This window comes from Paenibacillus sp. P36 (assembly GCF_045866505.1).
In the GTDB taxonomy this organism is placed as follows: Bacteria; Bacillota; Bacilli; order Paenibacillales; family NBRC-103111; genus Paenibacillus_E; species Paenibacillus_E chondroitinus.
The window spans coordinates 5,289,107-5,313,537 of sequence record NZ_AP038372.1 but is presented as its reverse complement, the minus strand read 5'-3'; the positions used below and the strand labels follow the sequence as shown (position 1 = coordinate 5,313,537).

The following is a 24,431-nucleotide window of genomic DNA, read 5'->3' as shown; positions in this document are numbered from 1 at the left end:
GAATCAAGTAGAGAGAACCGGGTCATGCCGTTATACATGATCGAGTGAATGAGTGAGGAATTGTACGCGTTTAGCGCGTATGTTCGGTGGCTCATTAACGAGGGTGGTACCGCGAGTAGAGTTTCTCGTCCCTTTTAGGGGATGAGAGGCTTTTTTTGTTTTTTTGGATGATAAAATGTATGAAGGTAAGAATGGAGTGGTTGAGTTGGATTATGGCAAAACATTAAACTTATTACAAACCGATTTTCCGATGAGAGGGAATTTACCTCAAGCGGAACCTAAAATTCAAGAACATTGGGATGCTGAAGACATCTATGCCAAAGTGCAGGAGAGTCGCAAAGGCAGAGAAAAATTTATTTTGCATGATGGACCTCCATACGCGAATGGGGACATTCATATTGGACATGCCCTTAACAAAGTATTGAAAGATGTGATTGTTCGTTTTAAAACGCTGCAAGGATATGACGCTCCTTACGTGCCAGGCTGGGATACACATGGCTTGCCGATCGAGCAGGTGATTACGAACAGCGGGAAAGTCGACCGCAAGAAAATGACGGTCCCTGAATTCCGTGAATATTGCAAAGAATACGCGCTGCAATCCGTTGAGAAACAGAAGAGCCAATTCAAACGTCTAGGTATTCGAGGCGACTGGAAGAATCCATATATCACTTTACTGCCGGAATATGAAGCGGGACAAATCCGTGTATTCGGCAAAATGGTGCAAAAGGGTTACGTCTATAAAGGGTTGAAGCCTGTTTACTGGTCTCCGTCTTCTGAAAGCGCGCTAGCTGAAGCGGAAATCGAATACAAAGAAAAAACGTCCTCCTCCATCTATGTGGCATTCCCGGTTAAAGACGGAAAAGGTAAGCTTCCTCAAGACGCAGCAATCGTCATTTGGACGACTACAGCTTGGACGCTGCCGGCCAACTTGGGAATCTCTCTGCACCCGGAATTTGATTATGCTGTGGTGCAAGCGAATGGGAAGAAGTATGTGCTTGCGAAAGGCTTGCTGGAAGCAGCAGCCAAAGAAATCGGTTGGAGCGATTATGAAGTCTTGTCGACTGTGAAAGGCCAAGAGTTGGAGTACGTGACTTGCCAGCATCCTTTCTATGATCGCGAATCGCTTGTTATGGTTGGCGAGCATGTTACGCTTGAAGCCGGTACAGGTTGTGTACATACGGCTCCAGGTCACGGGGAAGATGACTTTGCAATCGGTCAACGCTATAACCTTGGGGTCCTTTGTCCAGTGGACGACCAGGGTCATTTTACAGCGGAGGCTCCTGGCTTTGAAGGCATGTTCTATGAAAAAGGCGGCAAGCTGATCATTGAGAAGCTGCAGGAATCAGGCTTATTGTTAAAAGCAGGGGAAATTCAGCATCAATATGCGCATGACTGGCGTACGAAGAAACCGGTTATTTATCGTGCTACGGAGCAATGGTTCGCTTCGATTGATAAATTCAGACAAGAGATGTTGGATGAAATCAAGAAAGTGAAATGGACGCCAGAGTGGGGAGAATTGCGCCTGCACAACATGATCGCCGATCGTGGAGACTGGTGTATTTCGAGACAACGTTCATGGGGCGTACCAATTCCAATCTTCTATTGCCGCAGCTGTAATGAACCGCTCGTCAATGAACAAACGATTGAACACGTGGCTCAGCTATTCGAGCAAGAAGGATCGAACGCTTGGTTTATTAAAGAAGAGAAGGACCTGCTTCCTGCGGGAACTTGTTGCTCGAAATGCGGTCATGGCGAATTCCGCAAAGAAACAGACATCATGGATGTTTGGTTTGATTCCGGTTCCAGCCATGTAGCCGTGCTTGAGGCCCGTCCTGAGCTTCAGTGGCCGGCAGATTTGTACCTGGAAGGTTCTGACCAATACCGTGGTTGGTTTAACTCTTCCTTGATTACAGGTGTTGCGACGAAAGAGCAATCTCCTTACAAAGGCATTCTAAGTCACGGTTTCACACTGGACGGAGAAGGGCGTAAGATGTCCAAGTCCATTGGGAACACGATTGATCCTAATGTGGTTTGTGGCAAGCTAGGAGCTGACATTCTGCGTCTATGGGTATCCTCTGTAGATTACCAATCAGACCACCGGATTTCGGACAATATTTTGAATCAAACGACGGAAGTTTATCGCAAAATCCGTAACACGATGCGTTTCTTGCTCGGGAACCTGAGTCACTTCAATCCAGAGACAGATCGCGTAGCTGTTGAAAATTTGTCAGAGCTTGACCGTTATGCATTGATCCGTCTGAACCGGATGATTGATAAGGTTATAAAAGCCTACGATGCTTATGAATTCAACATTGTGTATCAAACGATTCATCATTTCTGTGCGGTTGAGATGAGCTCGTTCTACTTGGATATTATCAAGGATCGCTTATATGCCAACGCACCGCAAGATCCAGCACGGAAAGCTTCGCAAACAGTGTTATATGATTCATTAGTCGCTGTGACTAAGCTAATTTCGCCAATTTTGGCTCATACAGCTGATGAAGTGTGGAAGTACATCCCTGGCGTAACATTAAGCAGTGTTCAGTTGGCTGAGCTGCCGGAAGTGGATTCGAGCTTGTACAATGTGGAATTGGAAAATAAATGGAACAGCTTCCTCGACATTCGCGATGAAGTGCTGAAAGCGTTGGAAGAAGCGCGTAAAGAGAAAGTCATCGGTAACTCCTTAGGGGCTGCTGTGCACCTGTATCCGAACGAAGCGACTTTTGCTCTGCTTAGCCAGCTTGAACAGCTAGATCAATTATTCATCGTGTCCGCTGTAACTGTCCATCAGCCAGGTACAAGTGCACCTGAAGGGGCTCATCAAACGAAGGATTTGGCTATTGCTATTGAAGTAGCGAACGGTGAGAAGTGCGAGCGCTGCTGGATAGTGACTCCAGAGGTTGGGCAAAGTAAAGAACATCCAACGCTATGCGTCAGATGTAATGACGTGGTTACTGCTCATTACCACGAGTAAGAAAGGAGCAAACGAGCTTGCGCTATTATAGCGAAGCTCGTTTGTCCTGTTTATGTTAGAGCGGCTCGTCATCAAGGGAGCGGTTCTCCGGCTCAAGAAAAGGGTCGCCTTCCTCGCTGTGCATATAATCCCGGTAAGCTTTGCTGCGGACTATGGTGACATGCTCACCATATAAGTCTGTGGCTACGAAGCTTTCGAAAGATTCAACATAGCCGACATTTTCATCAGCTTCAATGTACATTTCGTTGTAATTTTCAACGTTTGGGTCTTCTGCGAATGCAGGTGTATTGGATGTGCCCCAGCTTTCAACGATTTGCCAAGCGTCCTCACCATCAAATTCGGTTTCGTCATTACGCTCGTCAAAGCTTGTTCGGCCAAATGGCGGATAAAGCACTTGCTCTTCAACTGGTCTTCTGATGGACTGTTCAGGATCAGGCACATGTTCTTTGCAGTAGAGCGTGGTTGGAATGGCTTGCAATCGTTCAAAAGAAATCGGGCTATGGCAGAAGATACATTGGCCATAATCGCCTTTTTCCATATGTGCTAAAGCTTCATCAACTTGCCTCAAATGAAACTCAGCATGCTCATTGAGCGAGATATCTTTTTCACGTTCGAAGATTTCAGAGGCCACGTCAGCAGGATGATTATCGTACATGGAGAGCTCACCTGTGCTGTCTTTGAATGAGTTTGACAGGCCAAAATGATCGTTCGTGGCAAAATGTTTTTCAAGACCCAGCTTTTCCTCCAATAATTGCAGGTATAATTGATTTGATTGCTCCTCGGTTAGATGGCTCATAGGTCGTACAGCTCCCTTCTTACAGCTGATCCTTACCGTTATAATGCCGAGCAGCCGCGTTTTTTAGTGAGGTAATTCCTTGAAATTAAGGTACCCTTCTTGCTTACGGATAGATGTGAATGTTTATGAAGTGGGTTTTTGCAGAGGCAAAGCTCTTAGGAGGAAAAGAAATGAAATATATGAAGTATTATTTCTATGCGTTAATCGTATTTATTTTGGATCAAGTGTCCAAATGGTTCATCGTAAAAAGGATACCACTCGGCGAAGAAAGATCTGTCATTGGTGAGTTTTTCATGATCACTTCCCATAGAAACCGGGGAGCCGCATTCGGCATTTTACAAAACCAACGATGGTTTTTCATTATCATTACGACTTTTGTGTTGATCGGTATCATTTGGTATATGCGCCGGACAATTCGTGACGGTAAAACGTTGTTGACATGCGCGCTTAGCTTACTCCTCGGAGGAGCTATCGGAAACTTTGTAGACCGCGCATTATTTGGAGAAGTCGTGGATTTCCTGCAGGTGACTTTTGATTTCAGCTTGTTCGGTAAGGACATTTATTACATTTATCCGATTTTCAATATCGCTGATTCCGCCATCGTGATCGGGGTTATCCTCATTTTCTTAGATTCAATTCTTGCGTGGAGAAAAGAGAAAAAAGGAGCGGCTCATGAACACAAATCAGACCTCGTCTGAAATGGCATCTCAAGATGTTATCGAATGGACAGTTGATAAAGAGTATGCGGGTGAACGGATCGATAAATTCATCACCGAAGCGTTGGAAGAAGATGTGTCCAGAACCTTGGTGCAGCAATGGGTCAAAGACGGGCATGTTAAGGTAAATGAGAAAACGATCAAACCGAACTATAAGCTCTCGCAACAGGATGCGATTTCGCTGCAAATCCCTGATCCGCAAGGTGTCGAGCTGCTGGCTGAAGACATTCCGCTTCATGTGGTTTACGAAGATGCGGATGTCATCGTCATCAACAAGCAGCGCGGGCTCGTTGTACATCCTGCGCCAGGGCATTATTCAGGCACGTTAGTGAATGCCTTGATGCATCATTGCAAGGATCTTTCCGGAATCAACGGCGAGCTGCGTCCCGGCATTGTACACCGCATCGATAAGGACACATCCGGCTTGATTATGTCTGCTAAGAATGACAAGGCGCATGCGAGTCTGGCTGAGCAATTGAAGGCACATACCGTTAATCGCAAATATATCGCGTTGGTCCACGGACATCTTCAGCATGATCAAGGCACGATTGATGCGCCGATCGGGCGCGATTCCCATGATCGCAAGATGTACACGGTGACGGAGAAAAACAGCAAGCATGCGGTGACGCATTTCGTCGTGCTGGAACGTTTCGGCGATTTCACTTTAGTGGAACTCAAGCTCGAAACAGGGCGAACGCACCAAATTCGCGTGCACATGAAGTTTATTGGACATCCCTTAGTCGGAGATCCGATGTACGGCAAGAGCAAAGGGATGTTAATGGATGGTCAAGCGCTCCATGCCGCAGTGCTAGGGTTTGAGCATCCTCGGACAGGGGAATGGCTGCAGTTCGAAGCGCCGATTCCATCGGACATGGAACAGCTGCTGCAAACAATACGAACATCCTAGGGTTCATCTGATGGGGAGAGGAGCGAATCATATGGAGCATTTAATTAATCCACAGGTAAAAGCCATTCAGATTTCGGGTATTCGTAAAATCTCCAATCTGGTCAGCACCATTCCGGGTGCACTGACACTTACGATCGGACAACCAGATTTCCCTACGCCGCGGCATATTATTGAAGCGGGACAGAGGGCGCTGGACGAAAATAAAACCGTCTATACGCAAAATCCGGGCTTACTTGAGCTTAGACAAGCGGTATCTCACTTTGTGAAAGTGAAATATGGCCAAACCTACCGTGCAGCAGACGAAATCATCGTGACTGCCGGCGCAAGCCAAGCGGTAGATATCACGCTGCGTACCATTCTTACGCCGGGTGCGGAAGTCATCTTGCCGGCTCCGATTTATCCGGGGTACGAGCCTTTGATACGACTTGCCGGCGGGGTTCCAGTTTATGTAGACACCAGAAAAAACGGCTTGAAATTAACAGCCGAACTGTTAGCGCCATACTTAACTGACAAAACGCGCTGCGTGATCTTATGTTATCCGTCCAATCCAACAGGCCAAGTGCTATCAAAGCAAGAATTGAACGACCTGGCACAGCTATTGGAAGACCGTGAATTATTCATTTTATCCGATGAAATATACAGCGAGCTTGTATATGGCGAAACGCATCAATCCATTGCAACGATTGGCAGCCTGCGAGAAAAAACGATCGTCATCAATGGATTGTCCAAATCTCATGCCATGACAGGATGGCGGATTGGCTTCACCTTGGCGCCGGCTAACATAACCGAGCATATGGTCAAGGTACACCAATATAATGTCACCTGTGCCAGCTCCGTAAGCCAGTACGCGGCTTTGGAAGCATTGACAGCAGGGATCGACGATGCGCTCCCTATGCGCGAAGAATATGAAGCTCGCCGAGATTACGTCTTTAATCGTTTGCTGGCCATGGGCTTTGAACTGGAGAAGCCGGACGGGGCGTTCTATTTGTTCCCGTCCATCGCCAAATTCGGATTATCCTCTCAAGAGTTCACGATGAGACTGCTTCAAGAAGAGCATGTCGCGGTCGTGCCTGGGGATGCTTTTACCTCCTACGGCGAAGGTTTCATCCGTATTTCCTATGCGTATTCGCAGGAAGTACTGGAAGAGTCGCTGAATCGTGTGGAACGTTTTATCAGCAAATTGTAAGATGCAAAAAACCTCCAAAGCCGAAGGGCTTGGAGGTTTTTTTGCATCCATTTATTGAGATTTAAAATGGAAGTAAGCAGTAATGGTGTTAATAGCAACATCAATTGCCCGTTCATCCGGGTCAAGTTTGGCATTGTGCAGTCCGTGAGGAGTGTCTACCCCTAACCAGAACATGAAGCCGGGAATTTGCTCCAAAAAGTAGCCGAAGTCTTCGCCGGTCATAGCTTCCGTACATTCTACAAGCTGAACTTGATCGGTTGTTCGCAGCCACGCCATGAACTCCGCAGTCAATGCAGGATCGTTAAAAACTTGACGGTAGTTTGAGCCGTAATCGATCGTTACCTTGCATTCAAAAGAGCTTTCGATGCCAGCAGCGATGGCTTCAATCCGTTTCTTGATCTTGTCCATTGAACCAGCGGAAAGCGTGCGAATCGTGCCTTCCAGGCGCCCTTTTTCGGCAATGATGTTCTGTTTGGTGCCAGCCTCCATTTTGCCGATGGTCACGACAGCCGAATCCAGCGGATTCACATTACGGGAAACGATGGTTTGCAGTTGGCCAACCATTTGCGTCGCCGCGATAATCATATCATTCGCTTGATGCGGGTAAGCGGCGTGTCCACCTTTACCTAGAAGGTCGATGAACAACTCAGAAGTGTTGGCGAACAAGATCTCAGGCCGTGTGGCAATGGTGCCAACCGGGTACTCAGGTGCGATATGGAGGGCAACCATTTGATCCGGCATCCAGTCCTGCAGTTCTTCCGATGCAAGCATGGGCAGTGCGCCCCCAGGTCCTTCTTCGGCCGGCTGGAACAGGACAACAAGATCATCCTTCATAGGCTGGTTAACAAAATGGGTGATCACGCCCATCCCGATTGACATGTGAAAATCATGACCGCAGGCATGCATATACCCAGGATGCTGCGATGGAAACGGAAGTGTAGTTTCTTCCGTAATCGGCAGCCCGTCCATATCCGCGCGATAGCCAAAACGTTTGGTCGGATTTGTTCCTTTGATATAAACCAAAATGCCTGTCTGCCAAGTCCGGATGCTGATTCGATTCTGAGGCAGCTTAGCAAGTTCGTCTAAGAGCAGCTTTTGCGTCTTGAACTCTTCAAAGCCCGGCTCCGGAATTTGGTGAAGCTGACGACGCAATGCGATGAAAGGGCTAGACATAGGTGTTCCTCCAGATGATCTTACAGGGTACGCAGATCTTGTAAGATTTCTGTTTTGGATTTTGTTTTATCGTCAACTTTCTTGATTACACGAGCAGGAGCGCCTGCAACAACCGTGTACTCTTCAACATCTTGTGTAACGATAGCGCCAGCGGCTACTACGGAACCTTTACCAATGCGAACGCCTTCCAAGATTACAGCATTAGCACCTACAAGTACGTCATCTTCAATAACGCATGGTTGTGCAGAAGGAGGCTCAATAACGCCGGCAACAACTGCACCAGCACCGATGTGACACATTTTACCGATTTGCGCTCTGCCGCCGAGAACAGCGTTCATATCGATCATTGTGCCGTCGCCTACGGACGCACCGATGTTAATAAGAGCGCCCATCATGATAACCGCGTTGTCTCCGATATGTACTTTATCGCGAATAACCGCGCCTGGCTCGATACGAGCGTTGATTCCTTTCAGGTCAAGCATAGGAATTGCGGAATTACGGCGGTCTGATTCAACCACATAATCAACGATTTGCTCTTTGTTGGCTTCAAGCACAGGGGAGATTTCGCTCCACTCGCCAAATACGACGCCGCTGCCGCCGGAAATGAAGGATTGGCTGCCTTCTCCGAATTCAATACCTTCAAGGTTTCCTTTTACATATACTTTAACGGGAGTTTTTTTCTTGCTTTCTTTAATAAACTGGATGATTTCTAACGTATTCATTTCGCTCATGGTGACATCTCCTTAAATTAAATTGACTCTCCTATATTATCAGATAGGGGGCGACGTGAAAAGGACTGCGTAACGAGTCGAAACAACTCGAATGCGCAGTCCATCGATTATGAGATCGCTTTTGAAGCAAATTGGCTGTTATACAGGTCGGCATAGAAGCCATTTTGAGCTAAAAGCTGCTCATGTGTTCCTTGTTCAATAACCGTTCCATGATTCATCACCAGAATGAGATCGGCGTCACGGATGGTAGATAAGCGATGGGCGATAACAAAGCTCGTGCGGTTCTCCATCAAATTGTTCATCGCCCTCTGAATGGAGACTTCCGTGCGAGTATCTACGGAGCTGGTCGCCTCATCCAGAATCAAAATCGCAGGATCCGCTAATATCGCTCTAGCAATGGTCAGCAGCTGCTTTTGGCCATGGGAAAGATTGGAAGCTTCTTCATTTAAAATGGTGTTATATCCATCCGGCAGCGTTCGAATGAAATGATCGGCGTACGCCGCGCGAGCCGCATTCACGATCTCTTCCTCGGATGCGCCGTCTCGTCCGTAAGCAATGTTCTCCCGAATCGTGCCGTTGAACAGCCACGTGTCTTGGAGGACCATACCGAACAGTCCGCGAAGGTGGCTGCGAGTCATTTTACGGGAATCAACGCCGTCGATGGAGATCGTTCCGCCTTTTAACTCATAGAAGCGCATGAGCAGGTTAACAATAGTTGTTTTCCCAGCACCCGTCGGGCCGACGATGGCGACCGTTTGACCTGGCTCGACTTCGATGTTCATCTGCTCAATAAGCGGCTCATCCGTTTTATAGGAGAAAGCGACCTCGTTGAACTGGACGTGCCCGCGCACCTGCGTAACGGACTTGTTTGCGGTATCCTCCAACACCTCTTCAGGCTCATCCAGCAGCTCGAAGATACGTTCCGCGGCTGCGATGGTGGACTGAATAACGTTTGCGATATTAGCTACCTGTGTGATAGGCATCCCGAATTGCCCGGAGTACTGGATGAAGGCCAAAATATCACCAATTTTGATCGTGCTTTGTGTCACCATGATACCGCCAATGACACTGACGAGCACATATCCGATATTTCCGATAAATGACATGAGGGGAAAGATCATCCCGGAAATAAATTGCGCCTTCCAGCCGGAGTGATACAATCGGTCATTGATTTCATTGAATTTCTCGATAGAGTGGCGTTCACGCCCGAATGCTTTAACAATCGTATGTCCCGTATACATTTCCTCGACGTGGCCATTGAGCTCGCCAAGTGTTTTTTGCTGGCCTTTGAAATATTTCTGCGAGCGGGAAGCAATCATTTTCGTTGCCAAAATGCTTAAAGGCAGCGTGATGATGGTTACCAAAGTCAATAGGGGACTAATCGTAAGCATCATAATGATAATCCCGAGCAGCGTGACGATGGATGTAATGAGCTGAGTTAAACTTTGCTGCATGGTGGAAGAGATCGTATCGACATCATTGGTTGCGCGACTCATCGTATCTCCATGACTACGGGAATCAAAGAAAGAAAGTGGAACCCGAGTCAGCTTGTCGCTAATATCCTTGCGGAGATTAAACACAATTTTCTGTGTGACGCCAACCATGATTCTTTGCTGGATAAAAGTTAAAACAGAGCTGAATACATAAAGTGCAGCTAGTATCAAAACAATTTGCAGCAGCGCATCAAAGTCAATTTTCGCACCAGGCACACCTTTGAGTTTAGCCATGGAGCCTTCATACAGCTTTGTCGTTGCATTCCCCATAAGTTTGGGACTAATAATGCTGAAAACCGTACTGAGCACGGCTGCTATAAAAACAGAAATGATAGATACCCGGAAAGGCTTCATATAGCCGGACAGCCGACGCAAGGTACCCTTGAAATCCTTCGCTTTCTGAACTGGCATGCCCATCGCACCCATACCGCCTCGGCCAAAATGAGCTGGATTCACACCTTGGGAGGGAGGACGCTGCCCGTTTCTTGGTTGATCACTCATGCAATTTCCTCCTCTGACAGCTGGGAAGCCACGATTTCTTGATAAACACTGCAGGTGCTCATCAGCTCGGCATGTGTGCCGATCCCGGCAATACGTCCGTCTTCTAGCACGATAATCCGGTTGGCATCCATGATGGTGCTGACTCGCTGAGCTACGATGATTTTCGTCGCTTGCGCGGTTTCAGCTTTAAGTGCCGCCCGCAGCTTCGCGTCCGTTTTGAAATCAAGGGCAGAGAAGCTGTCATCGAAGACGTAGATTTCCGGTTTGCGAGCGAGGGCTCGGGCAATGGCTAACCGCTGCTTTTGACCGCCGGATAAATTAGTGCCTCCCTGAGCCAGGATGGATTGATAGCCGTCTTTCAATTCAGCAATGAAATCTGCGGCCTGCGCCGTCTGCGCAGCCTGTTGGATCTCGTCTTCCGTTGCAGACTCACGTCCGAACCGGATATTGTCGGCAACCGTACCGGAGAAGAGCGCCGCTTTTTGTGGAACATATCCAATTTGTTGTCTCAGGCTATCTATTTGTAAGGTGGGTAAGGGATGGCCGTCAATCGTAATGCTGCCTTCATTAACATCATAAAAGCGCAGCAGCAAATTGATCAGCGTTGTTTTGCCGGAACCCGTACCGCCAATAATGGCTGTTATCTCACCCGGCTCTGCGCGGAATGAAATATCACGGATGGCAGGCTGCTCGGCACCCGGGTAGCTGAAAGTCACATGTTTGAATTCAATCGCTGCCTGATCGGAAGGAAGGGCCTGTGCCTCTTTGGTATTTTGTATCGTAGAGGTCAAAGCCAGAACTTCATTAATACGCCCGGAAGAGGCGGATGCTCTAGGGATCATCATGAAAATCATCGTCATCATGAACATCGAAAACATAATTTGCATTGCATATTGAATGAAAGCCATCAAATCGCCAATTTGCATCTGTTGGCTATCAATGCGTATTCCCCCATACCAAAGGATCACGACAATCCCCAAATTAAAAACCAGCATCATGATTGGCATCATCGTCGCCATGATCGTGTTCACTTTGATGGCCGTTTGGGTGTAATCCATATTCGCTTTTTCAAACTTCGTCTGTTCATGACCGGAACGGTTAAAAGCGCGAATGACTCGGATACCGGTCAAATTCTCGCGAAGTACGAGATTGATGGCATCTATTTTGACTTGCAGTACCTTAAATAGAGGAAGCCCTTTGGACATGATGCCTATGATGGCTAATGCGAGAATCGGAATGACGGCTATGAGGACAATAGCCAGATGGGCATCCTTGTAGGTTGCCATGATTACACCGCCGATCAGCATTGTCGGCGCACCGATGAACATCCGCATCATAACGATCACTTGCTGTACTTGTGCGATGTCATTGGTAGTTCGTGTAATCAGCGAGGAGGTGCCGACCTTGTCAAACTCATTTAAGGAAAAGCTCTCGATATGGCTAAAAAGCTTGCGGCGCAAATCCCTGCCGAATCCAGTAGCTGTCCGTGCCAGCAAATAGCTGGCGACCATAACGCAAACCATCGCGCCCATAGCTACCAAAAGCATGTAGGCCCCATAACGGAGAATATAGGCAACATCCCCATGCAAGACTCCGACATCGACGATGTCCGAGAGCAAAGTGGGGAGATACAGTTGAGACAATGACTGAAGAAGCATTAAGGCGATGATGGCAACAACTGAAACTTTGTACGGATTCAAAAGTCTAAACAGTTTGAACAAATGTTTTCCTCCTTAGGGAATTGTGAGTAATGCCATAGTGGATTTTGATATGTAAATTATAACACATGATAAAAATTCTGTTCAAAAATTCAACGCGATTCATATTGACTTATCTTGTCGAAAGTGGCATAATGCTTTTAATTACATATGTACCTTTAAAAACAGTCCAGAGAGGCTGGCAAGGTAGTCGATAAGAAAAGACGGGATAAATTGAATCGTGAATTCAGTTTATGAACAAGCTTGGGGATGTGCGCATCCTTATGCCCCGCTCTGTATCTTTATGCACGCTAACTCCTTGCCAATGAATGGGCAAGGAGTTTTTTGGTGTGTTTTAACCTGGCCAAAACTCAGCTAATGCTTACGATGCCAGTTTTCCTACGGAAAACACAGCTAATGCTTACGATGCCAGTTTTGCTAAAGCAAAACTCTCAGGAGGCGAATCAAATGAACGAAGCAACCGAGCACACGATTATAGACGAAATGGGAATTCGTCGTGCTCTTACGCGGATTGCACATGAGATACTTGAAAAGAATAAAGGGGTAGAAAATTGTACCCTAATTGGGATTCGGACACGAGGCATTTATTTAGCGAAGCGAGTCGCTGAGAGAATCATGGAAATCGAAGGCGTGCCGGTTCCTGTCGGTGAGATTGATATCACTTCGTATCGAGACGACCGCGTCAAAGTGAAATCAGCCCTGAACGTCCAAGAAGGCGGCCGCATCCAAATTCAAGACCGGAAAATCATTCTGTTCGACGATGTCCTGTTTACGGGACGCACCGTGCGGGCAGCGATGGACGCCTTGATCGATTTAGGCAGGCCGCAAATGATTCAGTTGGCCGTGCTAGTGGACAGAGGGCATCGCGAACTGCCGATTCGCCCGGATTACGTAGGAAAGAACGTGCCTACCTCCAAAAGTGAAAGCATTGAAGTGCTGCTAACGGAAATCGACGACAAAGACGGCGTCATTATACTTCAACAGAGGGGGAAACAGGAGTGAGCATGGTGAGTACACAAACCAAACATTTTCTAGGACTAAAAGGAGTTAGCGCAGATGAGATCATAAGCATCCTTGATCGCGCGGCTTATTGGGAGCAGAGTCCTGCGAAAGTGACTAATCAATTTAACGGCAAATTCGTTTCCAACTTGTTTTTTGAAAATAGCACAAGAACCCGCTTTTCCTTCGAACTGGCGCAAAAGCGTCTAGGCGCAGATGTTCTGAACTTCTCAGCAGCGGAGTCCAGTGTACAGAAAGGCGAGTCCATCTACGACACAGTCCGTACGCTGGAGTCGATGGGGATCGACGCAGGCGTCATCCGCTTAAAGCCGAACGGCGTGCTCCAGGAGCTGGCGGAGAAAATCAAAATCCCGCTGATTAATGCGGGCGACGGCAACAACGAGCATCCAACGCAAGCGCTGCTCGACTTCTACACGATGCGCAAGCAGTTCGGCGCCATCAAAGGGCTGACCGTCTCCATCGTCGGAGACATTCTGCACAGCCGCGTGGCACGCTCCAATCTGTGGGGACTGCTCGCACTGGGGGCGAAAGTGCAGTTCTGCGCACCGGCCAGCATGCAGGCTCCGGAACTCGCAGAGTTCGCGCCTTATGTGTCCTTCGATGAAGCGCTGAAGGCAGACGTTGTTATGATGCTGCGCGTGCAGCTGGAACGCCACGATACAGGGCTGCTTCGCTCCGCAGAGGAATACCGCGAGCAATACGGTTTAACGGTAGAGCGCGCAAGCCGCATGGCTCCTCACGCGATCATCATGCATCCGGCTCCGGTTAATCGCAACGTGGAACTGGACGATGAACTGGTTGAACATGAGAAATCAAAAATTTTCACACAAATTGCTCACGGCGTGCCGATTCGTATGGCCGTCATCGAACGAGCTTTATCATAAAACAGGGGGACTTACCACAATGGGCATTTGGATTCTAAACGGAACGACAGTTGACGCAAATAATGTACAAGCGAAGAAACACATTTTAGTCGAAAATGATAAAATTGCTCAGGTTCTGGACGCAGTCGAAGGTTTAGCGCCACAAACGGAAGGGCATGAAGTTATCGATGCAGCAGGCAAACTGGTAACACCTGGCTTTATCGATATGCATGTTCACTTGAGAGAGCCCGGGTTTGAACATAAAGAAAACATTGCGACTGGAACGCGTTCCGCTGCAAGAGGCGGATTCACAACGATTGCTTGTATGCCGAATACAAGACCCGTCATCGATACGGTAGAGACGGTGAACTACATATTGGACAAAGCAGCTACAGAAGGCGTAGTTCGTGTCCTTCCTTACGGCACGATCACGAAAAACGAGCTTGGCCGCGAGTTGACTGACTTTGCCGCGCTGAAAGAAGCGGGCGTCATCGGCTACACGGATGACGGCGTAGGCGTGCAAAGCGCGCAAATGATGAAGGATGCCATGGCCTTGGCCGCATCCATCGGAATGCCCATCATCGCTCACTGCGAGGACGATACGCTTGTTGTCGGAGCGCCGGTCAGCGAAGGCTCCTTCGCCAAGAAGCACGGCCTGAAAGGCATCCCGAATGAATCCGAAGCGATTCATGTTGGCCGCGACGTGCTACTGGCTGAAGCAACAGGTGTTCACTACCACGTGTGCCATGTTTCTACCGAGCAATCGGTTCGATTGATCCGTCATGCGAAACAGTTCGGAATTAAAGTAACTGCAGAGGTTTGCCCGCATCACCTTGTGCTATCCGATGAAGATATTCCAGGGCTTGACGCAAACTGGAAGATGAACCCGCCACTGCGTACACCGCGCGATGTGCAAGCTGTCATCGAAGGCCTTGAAGACGGGACGATCGACATTATCGTGACGGATCATGCGCCTCACTCGGAAGAAGAGAAAGAGAAGGGCATGATGCTGGCGCCATTCGGTATCCTTGGTTTCGAGACTGCCTTCAACCTGCTGTACACGAAATTTGTCCTGACCGGCAAATGGACACTTGGCTTCCTGGTAGATCGTATGACTAAGAAACCAGCTGATGTATTCGGACTTCCATACGGAACGTTGAATGTAGGCAGCATCGCGGATATCACTATCGTGGATTTAGAAACAGAACGCGAGGTTCTTAAAGAAGAGATTGTTTCACGCAGCAAAAACACACCGTTTATCGGATGGAAATTGAAGGGGTGGCCGGTTGTTACCATCGCTTCCGGGAAAATCGTTTATTCATAAAAACGACACGAACGATCTGTACGGAAACCATAAAATCGTGTATATTTATACAAACTGATCATTTTTTATGCAAGTCTACGCATAAAGATGATAACAAATAAGCATGACATCTGCGGTTCGTTAGAATCGCCTGACAATAGTGAAGGAGCTGAACATACATGCAGGCAAGATTGTTGCTGGAAGACGGCACGCTTTTTACAGGAAAATCGTTCGGTAGTGAAGGAGAGTCCGTCGGTGAGGTAGTATTCAACACGGGAATTACAGGGTATCAGGAGGTTCTTTCCGACCCTTCCTACTGCGGTCAAATCGTAACGATGACTTATCCATTGGTGGGGAACTACGGTGTGATTCGTGATGATTTTGAATCCGTACGCCCATTCATTCATGGTTTTGTCGTTCGTGAGCACGAAGAAATCCCAAGCAACTGGAGAGCGCAATACACACTTGGCAGCTTGCTTAAAGAGTATGGCATCGTAGGCATCAGCGGAATCGATACGCGCATGTTGACTCGTAAGATCCGTCACCACGGCGTTATGAAAAGCTTGCTGACAACTTCCAATAAATCCGTTGCCGAGTTAACTGAAATCCTGAGAGGGACTTCCCTCATGACGGATCAAGTAGCTCGCGTCTCCACGAAAAGCGTGTACGGAGCACCAGGTCACAAAGAGCGTATCGTATTGGTTGACTTTGGGGCAAAAAGCGGAATTATCCGCGATTTGAGCAAACGCGACTGTGACGTTGTTGTTGTGCCTCAAGATGCAACAGCGGAACAAATTCGCCGCCTTGCACCAGACGGCGTCCTGCTGTCTAACGGCCCTGGGGATCCGAAAGACGTTCCACACGCTGTTGAAATGATCAAAGGATTGCTTGGCGACATCCCGCTTTTCGGAATTTGCTTGGGTCACCAACTGTTCGCACTTGCTTGCGGCGCTGACACTGACAAACTGAAATTCGGACATCGCGGCGGTAACCACCCGGTGAAAGATTTGGCTTCTGGCCGCTGCTACATTACATCGCAAAACCATGGCTACACAGTGAAAGATGAGTCCGTTGCCGGAACTGATCTTGAAGTGACGCACATTAACAATAATGACCGTACAATTGAAGGTTTGAAACATAAGAAATTCCCAGCTTTCTCGGTTCAATACCATCCGGAAGCTGCACCTGGACCGTTTGACTCCAGCTATCTGTTCGATGATTTCATCTCGATGATTCGTCAGCACAAACTAGATAATCCAGAACAACCGCGCCAAGCGCAAATGCTTGCTCAATGGAAAGCGTCCGCGGCATCGACATCTGTAAGTAAAGCTTACGAAGCAAGTTTTGCTGAAGCAAAACTCTAGGGAGGAACTGTAATATGCCAAAAAATAATACACTCAAAAAGATCCTCGTTATCGGTTCCGGTCCGATCGTTATTGGTCAGGCAGCGGAATTCGATTATGCGGGAACGCAAGCTTGCCAAGCATTGAAAGAAGAAGGCATGGAAGTTATCTTGATCAACTCCAACCCGGCTACGATCATGACGGATACGAACATGGCTGACAAAGTATATATCGAACCAATTACGCTTGAATTTGTTACACAAATCATTCGTCAAGAGCGTCCAGACGGTTTGCTTCCGACTTTAGGCGGTCAAACAGGTCTGAACATGGCGGTAGAACTTGCTCGCGCTGGTGTTCTTGAGAGCGAGAACGTAAAGCTTCTGGGTACGCAGCTTACTGCGATTGAGAAAGCGGAAGACCGCGATCTTTTCAGAGACTTGATGAGAGAGCTGGAACAGCCTGTACCAGATAGCGTTATCGTAACAACAGTCGCGCAAGCGGTAGAATTTGCAAATGAAATCGGCTTCCCGATCATCGTTCGCCCAGCCTACACACTTGGTGGTACTGGCGGTGGTATCTGTAACACAATGGAAGAACTGACGGACATCGTAGCTTCCGGAATTCGTTACAGCCCAATTGGCCAATGTCTGGTTGAGCGCAGCATCGCAGGTATGAAAGAAGTCGAGTATGAAGTTATGCGTGACGCGAACGACAACTGTATCGTTGTATGTAACATGGAGAATTTTGATCCAGTAGGCGTACATACAGGAGATAGTATCGTAGTAGCGCCAAGCCAAACATTGTCGGACCGTGAGTACCAAATGCTGCGTTCCGCATCCCTGAAAATCATTCGCGCTTTGAACATCGAAGGCGGTTGTAACGTTCAATATGCGCTTGACCCGCACAGCTTCCAGTACTATGTGATCGAAGTTAACCCGCGCGTAAGCCGCTCTTCGGCGCTTGCATCCAAAGCAACAGGTTATCCGATTGCCAAAATGGCTGCTAAAATCGCGATTGGTTACACGCTCGATGAGCTTGTGAATCCAGTTACGGGTCAAACGTATGCTTGCTTCGAGCCAGCACTTGACTACATCGTATCCAAGATCCCGCGTTGGCCTTTCGATAAATTCACAGCCGCTAACCGCAAATTGGGTACACAAATGAAAGCAACCGGCGAGGTTATGGCGATCGGACGTACATTCGAAGAGTCCATTCACAAAGCGGTTCGCTCCTTGGAAATTGGCGTACATCGTTTGTTCCTGAAGGAAACAGACCTTTTAGATAAAGAAACATTGGAATCCCGTTTGCAAAAACCTGATGATGAGCGCTTGTTCTTGCTAGCAGAAGCTTACCGCAGGGGTTATTCTGTAGAACAATTGCAAAATTTGACGAAAATTGATTGGTGGTTCTTGAACAAACTTGAAGGTTTGATCAAGTACGAGAAAGAAATCGCCGCAAGCGAATTAACGGCTGATCTGATTTTTGAAATTAAGCGCAAAGGTTTCACAGACCGCGCTGTTGCTGAAATTCGTACGCTTGCTGGCTGCACAACATTCATTAACGAAGCGGATGTAAGAGCTTATCGCTTGAAGCAAAACATTAAACCTGTTTACAAAATGGTTGATACTTGCGCAGCGGAGTTTGAAGCTTCGACGCCATACTACTATTCAACTTATGAGCAAGAAGATGAAGTAACGGAAACAACAAAAGAGAAAGTTGTTGTACTTGGTTCCGGTCCAATCCGTATCGGACAAGGGATTGAGTTTGATTACTCAACAGTACACGCTGTATGGGCGATTCAAGCTGCTGGCTACGAAGCTGTTATTATCAATAACAACCCAGAGACGGTATCCACGGACTTCAACACATCCGATCGCTTGTACTTCGAGCCATTGTTCTTCGAAGATGTGATGAACGTCATTGAACGCGAGAAACCAATCGGAGTTATCGTACAATTCGGCGGTCAAACCGCGATCAACCTGGCAGCTCCTTTACACAAAGCAGGAGTTCGCATTCTAGGTTCCGATCTGGAAAGTATCGATACAGCGGAAGATCGCAAAAAATTTGAAGCTTTGCTAAGCAAGCTTTCCATTGCTCAACCACCAGGCGGAACAGTAACTTCTGTGAATGAAGCGGTTGGAACTGCAGCGAAATTCGGTTATCCGGTTATCGTTCGACCTTCCTATGTCTTGGGCGGACGTGCGATGGAAATTGTCTACTCCGATGAAGAATTGCTGAGCTACATGGAATATGCGGTGAAAATCAACCCTGAGCATCCGGTTCTGATCGACCGTTATATGCTGGGCAAAGAGGTAGAAGTAGACGCAATTTGTGATAGAGAAACGGTTCTAATCCCTGGGATTATGGAACACGTTGAACGCGCAGGGGTTCACTCAGGCGACTCTATCGCGGTGTACCCGCCGCAATCGCTCTCTGACGAAATTAAGGCGCAAGTTATCGAGATTACGACAAAAATCGGTCTGGAACTTAACGTAGTGGGCTTGGTCAACATCCAGTTCGTTATTCACAACGATCAAGTGTATGTGATCGAGGTTAACCCGCGTTCCTCCAGAACGGTACCGTTCTTAAGCAAAGTAACGAATATCCCGATGGCTAACGTGGCAACACGCGTCATTATGGGACAAAAGCTGGCGGATATGGGTTACCAAAGCGGTCTATGGCCGGAAGATAACTATGTCTCTGTAAAAGTGCCGGTATTCTCCTTCGCGAAACTTCGCCGTGTCGATACAACGCTTGGACCTGAGATGAAATCCACAGGTGAGGTAATGGGTCGCGATACGAACTTTGCCAAGGCGCTCTACAAAGGTTTAATCGGTGCGGGTATGAAAATCCCGGCTGCCGGTTCAGTCGTAGTAACGGTTGCTGACAAAGACAAGGAAGAAGCGATTGAAATCTTGAAAGGCTTCTACCGTCTTGGTTATAAAATTATTGCGACCGGCGGAACGGCTACAGCAATTGAAGAAGCTGGTCTTCCAGTTACAACGGTGCATAAATTGAGCGAAGGCTCACCGAACATTTTGGACTTGATTCGCAGCGGAGACGCGCAGTTTGTTGTCAACACGCTGACAAAAGGTAAAACGCCTGAGCGCGATGGTTTCCGAATTCGTCGTGAAGCTGTAGAAAACGGTGTGGTTTGTATGACATCCCTTGATACAGTAAGAGCACTCGTGAATATGCTTGAAGCCATCAACTTCTCCTCACGCGCAATGCCAGTGCATGTCTAAGAAAGAGGTGACGGACTTGTCAGTATTAACTCGTACGGATGTTGCAGGACGCATTATGGTCGCGCTCGATTATGCGAATGCGGCAAGCGCCGAAGGGCTGCTGAAGCAGCTCGAGGGCATCCCTTGCTACGTGAAGGTGGGCATGCAGCTGTTCTATGCTGCAGGTCCAAGCTTCGTCGCGAGCCTGAAAGATCGCGGTTATAAGGTGTTCCTCGATGTGAAGATGCATGACATTCCGAACACGGTCAAAGGCGGCGCGGAAAGCGTAACGCGCCTAGGGGTGGATGTGTTCAACGTCCATGCCGCCGGAGGCAAGGACATGATGGTCGCTACCTTGGAGGGTGTCGACAAGGGATTGGCCGCAGGAGCAGCACGCCCGATCGTTATCGGCGTGACGCAGCTGACCAGCACCTCGCAAACGGTGCTGAACGAAGAGATCGGCTTGACCGGTACGGTGGAGCAAGCCGTCATTCGTTATGCCCGCTTGGCGCATGCCGCGGGGCTTCAGGGCGTCGTCGCGTCACCGCTAGAGGTGACGGCGATTAAGGCGGCGTGCGGTGACGGGTTCGTCACCGTAACGCCGGGCATCCGCCCGGCAGGAGCGGATGTGGGCGACCAGTCGCGCATTATGACGCCAGGCGAGGCGTTTGCGCAGGGGACGGACTACGTCGTGATCGGCAGACCGATCACAGGCGCGGCGGACCCTAGGGCTGCATTGGAATCGATTATTGATTCCATCTTGTAACATCTAACAACGGAAGGAACGGTGGAAGTAACATGAGTCAACTCGAAACGATTGCGAAGCATGTCGCGGCTTCCTTATTAGATATTCAAGCGGTAGCGTTAAGACCGCAGCAACCTTTTACATGGACATCGGGCTTGAAATCCCCGATTTATTGCGACAACCGTCTGACGATGTCACACCCCGCGATTCGCGAAGCTATCGCTGACGGCTTCGTCAGCTTGATCCAAGAGAAGTTCCCGGATGCAGAGGTTGTAGCCGGTACTGCAACGGCTGGCATCCCTCATGCGGCATGGGTCGCTCAGAAGCTGGGTCTCCCGATGATTTACATTCGCGATAAAGCAAAAGGTCACGGCAAGGAGAACCTGATTGAAGGTTCTGTGAAGCCAGGTCAAAAGGTCATCGTGATCGAGGACTTGATTTCAACAGGCGGAAGCTCTTTGAAAGCAGCGATTGCTGTCAAAGAAGCCGGAGCCATCCCGTTAGGTGTACTAGCCATTTTCTCCTACCAATTGGACAAGGCAACAGACGCTTTCCAAGCTGCAGAGATGCCGCTTCACACGCTTTCCAACTACTCTACGCTGCTTGAAGTAGCCTTAGAGAAGGGTGCAATCAAAGCTGAGGATATGGCTTTGCTCCGCTCATGGAGAGAGAATCCTGCTGCTTTTGGTGTGTAAAAGGATTTGAAGTGTGCCAGTTTCGGCTGGTTACCGCACCGGCGGCGCCACACTTGGATGACATTCTCGACATCCACATATAAATGAAATGCGAAGAAGCCCTACCTTTTCGAAAAGGAGGGCTTCTTTTTTATTTGTCTTCCTCGTTATTGGTCAATAGTTGGATAAAAGTTTGCAAGGGCTGGGAGATCCACTTTTTCGGATGAAGCAGCAGTTGGATATCCAGCTTTAAATCTTCATGCGAAAAAGGCAGGGAAACAAGCCTTTTTTGTTCAAGCTCGCTCTGAACGACAATTCTGGGAAGCAGCGCGATCCCAAGCCCGTTCATGACGCATTGTTTAATGGCCTCTAAATTGCCTAGTTCGAAGCCGATTTGGAGCGGGATGGCGTGATCTTTGAGCAGCTTTTCAAACATGCCCCGATAAATGCAGCTTTCTTCTGTCACGATAAACTCAGTTTGTTGCAAGTCGCTAAGTTCAATGCGGTCTAGTTGTGTGAGCGGATGAGTTAATGGAGCAACGAGCAGCAAGGGTTCTTCTTTAATTTTCGTACAGGTTAAGAGGGGCTCAGCCGGATATCGGTCCAAAAGCAGACCCAGATCGTAGTCGCCTTCTCTGACTTTGGTCATCAGGGAGGCTTCGCTGTCCGGATATAACTGAATATTGAGGCCGGGATAAAGCTGTTTCAAAGCTTGTAAATAAGGCGGAAGGTAATAAGCGGCAAGCGAGTTGATCGTGCCAATCGTCAAAGTACCCGTGACCTGGCTTGCCACCATTTCTTTGGACTGATCATAGAGATCGAGCATCTGTACGGCCAGCTTCAGAAGGCTTTCACCAGGAGATGTCAGCCGCAGCTGCCGACCAAATCGTTCAAAAAGAGGCACCCCGTATTCACGCTCAAGCTTCTGAATTTGCATCGTAATGCTGGATTGTGCATAGCCTAATTCTTCGGCGGCCTTGGTAAAGCTCTTTCTTCGGGCAACCTCCCGAAAGGTGCGGAAATACGTTAAGTCCATGGCTGCCTCCAATTCTTACTTCAAAATTTTTGATGAGTAGTATCATTTATTATAGCTAACTGTGATGCGATATTCCATGCTAAAGTGGATGTACAACATCAAATTCACGGGGAGATGGCTTATATGTTAAATGAAAAAGATTTGCATGGTGTGTATGTTCCTATCATTACGCCTTTTGACGAGGATGGCGAGTTGGATGCTGCTTCCTTTTATAATCATGCCTACAATTTGTTTCAAGACGGAATCGATGGGCTCGTCGTTAATGGTACGACAGGGGAATCACCGACGATTACGAGTGATGAACTGGGCGTTATGTTTGCAACTGCTCAAGCTGCGCGAGATGCAGCACATGTGCATGTCCCGCTAGTAGTGGGGACGGGTACGAATGATACGCGTTCAACGATACTTAAAACGGAAGAAGCTGGAAAACTTGGCGCTGACAGTGCTTTAGTCGTGGTACCGTATTATAATAAGCCTAGTCAGCAAGGGATTATTGAGCATTTTCGCCGTGTTGCGAGTGTGGGTGTACCCGTCATTCTCTATGAAGTTCCCCATCGTACAGGGGTTAAATTAGAGCTGGATACGGTTCGGAGCATTCTCGAGCTGGATGGTGTGATAGGAATGAAAGACAGTACGCCCAACACTCAGCTAGTCTCGGAGCTTACTAGATTGGGCTCGAAGCCGATTTTGTGCGGTGAAGATACGTTGCTTTTCGAGGCTCTTCAATCTGGAGCAAAGGGTGTAATGAGCGCATCTGCGAATGTGGAGACAGAGCGGTTTGTAGCGTTTTACCGCCAATTTCTGGCAGGGCGGCAGGAGAAAAGCCAAGAGCTTTTTGAAGAATTGCTTCCGCTGATTCGCCTGCTTTTCCAAGAGCCTAATCCAGCTCCATTGAAATGGCTGCTTGAGCAGCAAAGGGTCATTGAAACGGGTACGCTTCGCTTGCCGCTTATGCCAGTATCGGAAGGTTTGCGCGCTAAGCTTGCATCTTATCTGTAAAAGGAGAGTTGAGTGAATGATGACTCGAACAAAAGTATTTACAGGCTCGCCTTGGGAGCCAACGGTAGGTTATTGCCGCGCAATCCGAGTAGGAAATCGCATTGAGGTAGCCGGAACAACAGCAATGAGGGATGGCGAAGTGGTTGGCGAAGGCAGCGCTTATGAGCAAGCTCGTTATGTGCTGGAAACGATTGAGAAAGCACTCTTAGAGCTTGGAGCCACGATGTCGGATGTCATACGAACGCGCATGTTTGTGACGGATATTTCCTTATGGGAGGAATTCGGCCGTGCGCATGGGGAATATTTCCGGGATGTTCAGCCTGTGGCAACAATGGTTGAGGTGAAAGCTTTAATTGATCCCAGGTTAATGATCGAAATTGAAGTTGAGGCGTTGAAGACCGAAGAGTAGAGATGTGTTCAGGTTAAAAAATAAATAGCGCTTTTCCGTTTTTCGTTGATGTCATGTCGCTGACAAGAGGAAAAAGCGCTATTTGCGTTGTTATTTGTTATCCGACCCGTTTACCAAGAATAATCAAGTCTCGTTCGATGCCGTCAAGCTCGGCAATGCCAGGCAGATGCGCCCAATTTTCAAAACCAAATTTACGGAAAAGCTGCAAACTAGGTTCATTATGACCGAAAATAAAGCCCAGCAAAGTCTTAAGCCCCAGCTTTGGACAAGCTTCTAAAGCCTGCTCCATGAGGTATCGGCCGATTCCTTGGCCGCGGCACGTTTCGTCTATGTAAATACTGACTTCTGCCGTGGCATTATAGGCCGGGCGGCCATAAAAGGATTGAAAACTAAGCCAGCCGCAGATTCCGCTGCCATTTTCCAGTACCCATAAAGGCCGGAAATCGGTGGAGTGCTCATGAAACCAGCCTTCACGACTGGCTGTCGTCACCGGTTCCGTATCTGCGGTAACCATACGCCCAGCGATTGTTGAATTATAGATACGTACAATATCCGCGAGATCTTCCAAATTGGCATCGCGGAGAGATAGATTTGTTGTGCTCATGATGTTCGCTCATTCC

General features: G+C 48.2%; 20 protein-coding genes and 1 other annotated feature (1 of these 21 cut by a window edge). Of the genes, 13 read left to right on the top strand and 7 right to left on the bottom strand.

The annotated features are described in order from the left end of the window. Nucleotides 1–136: a binding site (T-box leader), on the top strand (it extends 111 nt beyond the left edge of the window). A 69-nt stretch (nt 137–205) separates the two neighbouring features. Further along, complete coding sequence (gene ileS / locus ACKTT9_RS23995) at nt 206–2,974, top strand: isoleucine--tRNA ligase (protein WP_407873103.1); 2,769 nt, start codon at nt 206–208, stop codon at nt 2,972–2,974. Nucleotides 2,975–3,029: 55 nt separating this feature from the next. Here ileS and ACKTT9_RS23990 read toward each other — a convergent pair whose 3' ends face one another. Further along, nucleotides 3,030–3,770, bottom strand: a complete 741-nt coding sequence (locus ACKTT9_RS23990) for a TraR/DksA C4-type zinc finger protein (RefSeq protein ID WP_127452004.1) — start codon at nt 3,768–3,770, stop codon at nt 3,030–3,032. Nucleotides 3,771–3,949: 179 nt separating this feature from the next. On the opposite strand from ACKTT9_RS23990, the gene lspA reads away from it, so the two are divergent. Genes lspA through ACKTT9_RS23975 form a run of 3 tightly spaced genes read left to right on the top strand, consistent with a single transcriptional unit; the run spans nt 3,950 to nt 6,579 of the window. Beyond that, the gene (gene lspA, locus ACKTT9_RS23985; RefSeq protein WP_127452400.1) at nt 3,950–4,468 is read left to right on the top strand and encodes a signal peptidase II; all 519 of its coding nucleotides are present in this window, start codon (nt 3,950–3,952) and stop codon (nt 4,466–4,468) included. Next, entirely contained in the window at nt 4,443–5,393 is a 951-nt protein-coding gene (locus tag ACKTT9_RS23980) for an RluA family pseudouridine synthase (RefSeq protein WP_407867892.1), read from the top strand. The genes lspA and ACKTT9_RS23980 overlap by 26 nt, the downstream gene beginning before the upstream one ends. A gap of 31 nt (nt 5,394–5,424) precedes the next feature. After that, a complete protein-coding gene (locus tag ACKTT9_RS23975; protein WP_407867891.1) occupies nt 5,425–6,579 on the top strand; it encodes an aminotransferase A in 1,155 nt (384 codons plus the stop codon). Between the two features lie 51 nt (nt 6,580–6,630). Here the strand turns inward: ACKTT9_RS23975 and ACKTT9_RS23970 are convergent, their stop codons facing one another. From ACKTT9_RS23970 to ACKTT9_RS23955, 4 genes are all read right to left on the bottom strand, one after another. Continuing rightward, the gene (locus ACKTT9_RS23970; protein ID WP_407867890.1) at nt 6,631–7,752 is read right to left on the bottom strand and encodes an N-acetyldiaminopimelate deacetylase; all 1,122 of its coding nucleotides are present in this window, start codon (nt 7,750–7,752) and stop codon (nt 6,631–6,633) included. A 20-nt stretch (nt 7,753–7,772) separates the two neighbouring features. Further along, nucleotides 7,773–8,483, bottom strand: a complete 711-nt coding sequence (gene dapD, locus ACKTT9_RS23965) for a 2,3,4,5-tetrahydropyridine-2,6-dicarboxylate N-acetyltransferase (RefSeq protein WP_127452012.1) — start codon at nt 8,481–8,483, stop codon at nt 7,773–7,775. Nucleotides 8,484–8,590: 107 nt separating this feature from the next. Next, nucleotides 8,591–10,477 carry an ABC transporter ATP-binding protein gene (locus ACKTT9_RS23960; RefSeq protein ID WP_407867889.1) on the bottom strand — a complete coding sequence of 629 codons (1,887 nt, stop codon included), beginning with the start codon at nt 10,475–10,477 and terminating at the stop codon, nt 8,591–8,593. Then, nucleotides 10,474–12,198, bottom strand: coding sequence for an ABC transporter ATP-binding protein (locus ACKTT9_RS23955; protein ID WP_407867888.1), 1,725 nt, complete (start codon nt 12,196–12,198; stop codon nt 10,474–10,476). Before ACKTT9_RS23955 ends, ACKTT9_RS23960 begins: the two co-directional genes overlap by 4 nt. A gap of 444 nt (nt 12,199–12,642) precedes the next feature. Here ACKTT9_RS23955 and pyrR point away from each other — a divergent pair, with 444 nt between their 5' ends. From pyrR to pyrE, 7 genes are all read left to right on the top strand, one after another. Further along, the gene (pyrR, locus tag ACKTT9_RS23950) at nt 12,643–13,197 is read left to right on the top strand and encodes a bifunctional pyr operon transcriptional regulator/uracil phosphoribosyltransferase PyrR (protein WP_127452017.1); all 555 of its coding nucleotides are present in this window, start codon (nt 12,643–12,645) and stop codon (nt 13,195–13,197) included. Between the two features lie 2 nt (nt 13,198–13,199). Continuing rightward, nucleotides 13,200–14,099 (top strand): aspartate carbamoyltransferase catalytic subunit, encoded by a 900-nt coding sequence (locus ACKTT9_RS23945; RefSeq protein ID WP_157322282.1) that lies wholly within the window; start codon nt 13,200–13,202, stop codon nt 14,097–14,099. A gap of 19 nt (nt 14,100–14,118) precedes the next feature. Then, the gene (locus tag ACKTT9_RS23940; protein ID WP_407867887.1) at nt 14,119–15,402 is read left to right on the top strand and encodes a dihydroorotase; all 1,284 of its coding nucleotides are present in this window, start codon (nt 14,119–14,121) and stop codon (nt 15,400–15,402) included. Between the two features lie 158 nt (nt 15,403–15,560). Then, nucleotides 15,561–16,745: a carbamoyl phosphate synthase small subunit gene (locus ACKTT9_RS23935; RefSeq protein ID WP_127452021.1), complete on the top strand. Its 1,185-nt coding sequence runs from the start codon at nt 15,561–15,563 to the stop codon at nt 16,743–16,745. A 14-nt stretch (nt 16,746–16,759) separates the two neighbouring features. Then, nucleotides 16,760–19,969: a carbamoyl-phosphate synthase large subunit gene (carB, locus tag ACKTT9_RS23930; protein ID WP_407867886.1), complete on the top strand. Its 3,210-nt coding sequence runs from the start codon at nt 16,760–16,762 to the stop codon at nt 19,967–19,969. A gap of 55 nt (nt 19,970–20,024) precedes the next feature. Continuing rightward, the gene (gene pyrF / locus ACKTT9_RS23925) at nt 20,025–20,714 is read left to right on the top strand and encodes an orotidine-5'-phosphate decarboxylase (protein ID WP_258567537.1); all 690 of its coding nucleotides are present in this window, start codon (nt 20,025–20,027) and stop codon (nt 20,712–20,714) included. Between the two features lie 32 nt (nt 20,715–20,746). Beyond that, complete coding sequence (gene pyrE / locus ACKTT9_RS23920; RefSeq protein WP_127452026.1) at nt 20,747–21,388, top strand: orotate phosphoribosyltransferase; 642 nt, start codon at nt 20,747–20,749, stop codon at nt 21,386–21,388. Between the two features lie 130 nt (nt 21,389–21,518). Here the strand turns inward: pyrE and ACKTT9_RS23915 are convergent, their stop codons facing one another. Beyond that, nucleotides 21,519–22,403, bottom strand: coding sequence for a LysR family transcriptional regulator (locus ACKTT9_RS23915; protein ID WP_407867885.1), 885 nt, complete (start codon nt 22,401–22,403; stop codon nt 21,519–21,521). Between the two features lie 123 nt (nt 22,404–22,526). Here ACKTT9_RS23915 and dapA point away from each other — a divergent pair, with 123 nt between their 5' ends. Both dapA and ACKTT9_RS23905 read left to right on the top strand, forming a co-directional pair. Beyond that, the gene (dapA, locus tag ACKTT9_RS23910) at nt 22,527–23,402 is read left to right on the top strand and encodes a 4-hydroxy-tetrahydrodipicolinate synthase (RefSeq protein ID WP_407867884.1); all 876 of its coding nucleotides are present in this window, start codon (nt 22,527–22,529) and stop codon (nt 23,400–23,402) included. Between the two features lie 19 nt (nt 23,403–23,421). Beyond that, nucleotides 23,422–23,811 carry a RidA family protein gene (locus tag ACKTT9_RS23905; protein ID WP_407873102.1) on the top strand — a complete coding sequence of 130 codons (390 nt, stop codon included), beginning with the start codon at nt 23,422–23,424 and terminating at the stop codon, nt 23,809–23,811. Between the two features lie 97 nt (nt 23,812–23,908). On the opposite strand, the gene ACKTT9_RS23900 is transcribed toward ACKTT9_RS23905, so the two are convergent. After that, entirely contained in the window at nt 23,909–24,415 is a 507-nt protein-coding gene (locus tag ACKTT9_RS23900; RefSeq protein ID WP_407867883.1) for an N-acetyltransferase family protein, read from the bottom strand. Nucleotides 24,416–24,431: the final 16 nt, after the last annotated feature.

What these genes read in the sequence shown, in the direction of transcription:
- ACKTT9_RS23945 (WP_157322282.1), top strand. Translation starts at nt 13,200, where the DNA reads ATGGTGAGTACACAAACCAAACATTTTCTAGGACTAAAAGGAGTTAGC.
- ACKTT9_RS23905 (WP_407873102.1), top strand. Translation starts at nt 23,422, where the DNA reads ATGACTCGAACAAAAGTATTTACAGGCTCGCCTTGGGAGCCAACGGTA.
- ACKTT9_RS23960 (WP_407867889.1), bottom strand. Translation starts at nt 10,477, where the DNA reads ATGAGTGATCAACCAAGAAACGGGCAGCGTCCTCCCTCCCAAGGTGTG.
- ACKTT9_RS23970 (WP_407867890.1), bottom strand. Translation starts at nt 7,752, where the DNA reads ATGTCTAGCCCTTTCATCGCATTGCGTCGTCAGCTTCACCAAATTCCG.
- dapD (WP_127452012.1), bottom strand. Translation starts at nt 8,483, where the DNA reads ATGAGCGAAATGAATACGTTAGAAATCATCCAGTTTATTAAAGAAAGC.
- ACKTT9_RS23915 (WP_407867885.1), bottom strand. Translation starts at nt 22,403, where the DNA reads ATGGACTTAACGTATTTCCGCACCTTTCGGGAGGTTGCCCGAAGAAAG.
- pyrF (WP_258567537.1), top strand. Translation starts at nt 20,025, where the DNA reads ATGGTCGCGCTCGATTATGCGAATGCGGCAAGCGCCGAAGGGCTGCTG.
- ACKTT9_RS23935 (WP_127452021.1), top strand. Translation starts at nt 15,561, where the DNA reads ATGCAGGCAAGATTGTTGCTGGAAGACGGCACGCTTTTTACAGGAAAA.
- ACKTT9_RS23990 (WP_127452004.1), bottom strand. Translation starts at nt 3,770, where the DNA reads ATGAGCCATCTAACCGAGGAGCAATCAAATCAATTATACCTGCAATTA.
- ACKTT9_RS23980 (WP_407867892.1), top strand. Translation starts at nt 4,443, where the DNA reads ATGAACACAAATCAGACCTCGTCTGAAATGGCATCTCAAGATGTTATC.
- dapA (WP_407867884.1), top strand. Translation starts at nt 22,527, where the DNA reads ATGTTAAATGAAAAAGATTTGCATGGTGTGTATGTTCCTATCATTACG.
- lspA (WP_127452400.1), top strand. Translation starts at nt 3,950, where the DNA reads ATGAAGTATTATTTCTATGCGTTAATCGTATTTATTTTGGATCAAGTG.
- pyrE (WP_127452026.1), top strand. Translation starts at nt 20,747, where the DNA reads ATGAGTCAACTCGAAACGATTGCGAAGCATGTCGCGGCTTCCTTATTA.
- ACKTT9_RS23975 (WP_407867891.1), top strand. Translation starts at nt 5,425, where the DNA reads ATGGAGCATTTAATTAATCCACAGGTAAAAGCCATTCAGATTTCGGGT.
- pyrR (WP_127452017.1), top strand. Translation starts at nt 12,643, where the DNA reads ATGAACGAAGCAACCGAGCACACGATTATAGACGAAATGGGAATTCGT.
- ACKTT9_RS23940 (WP_407867887.1), top strand. Translation starts at nt 14,119, where the DNA reads ATGGGCATTTGGATTCTAAACGGAACGACAGTTGACGCAAATAATGTA.
- carB (WP_407867886.1), top strand. Translation starts at nt 16,760, where the DNA reads ATGCCAAAAAATAATACACTCAAAAAGATCCTCGTTATCGGTTCCGGT.
- ACKTT9_RS23900 (WP_407867883.1), bottom strand. Translation starts at nt 24,415, where the DNA reads ATGAGCACAACAAATCTATCTCTCCGCGATGCCAATTTGGAAGATCTC.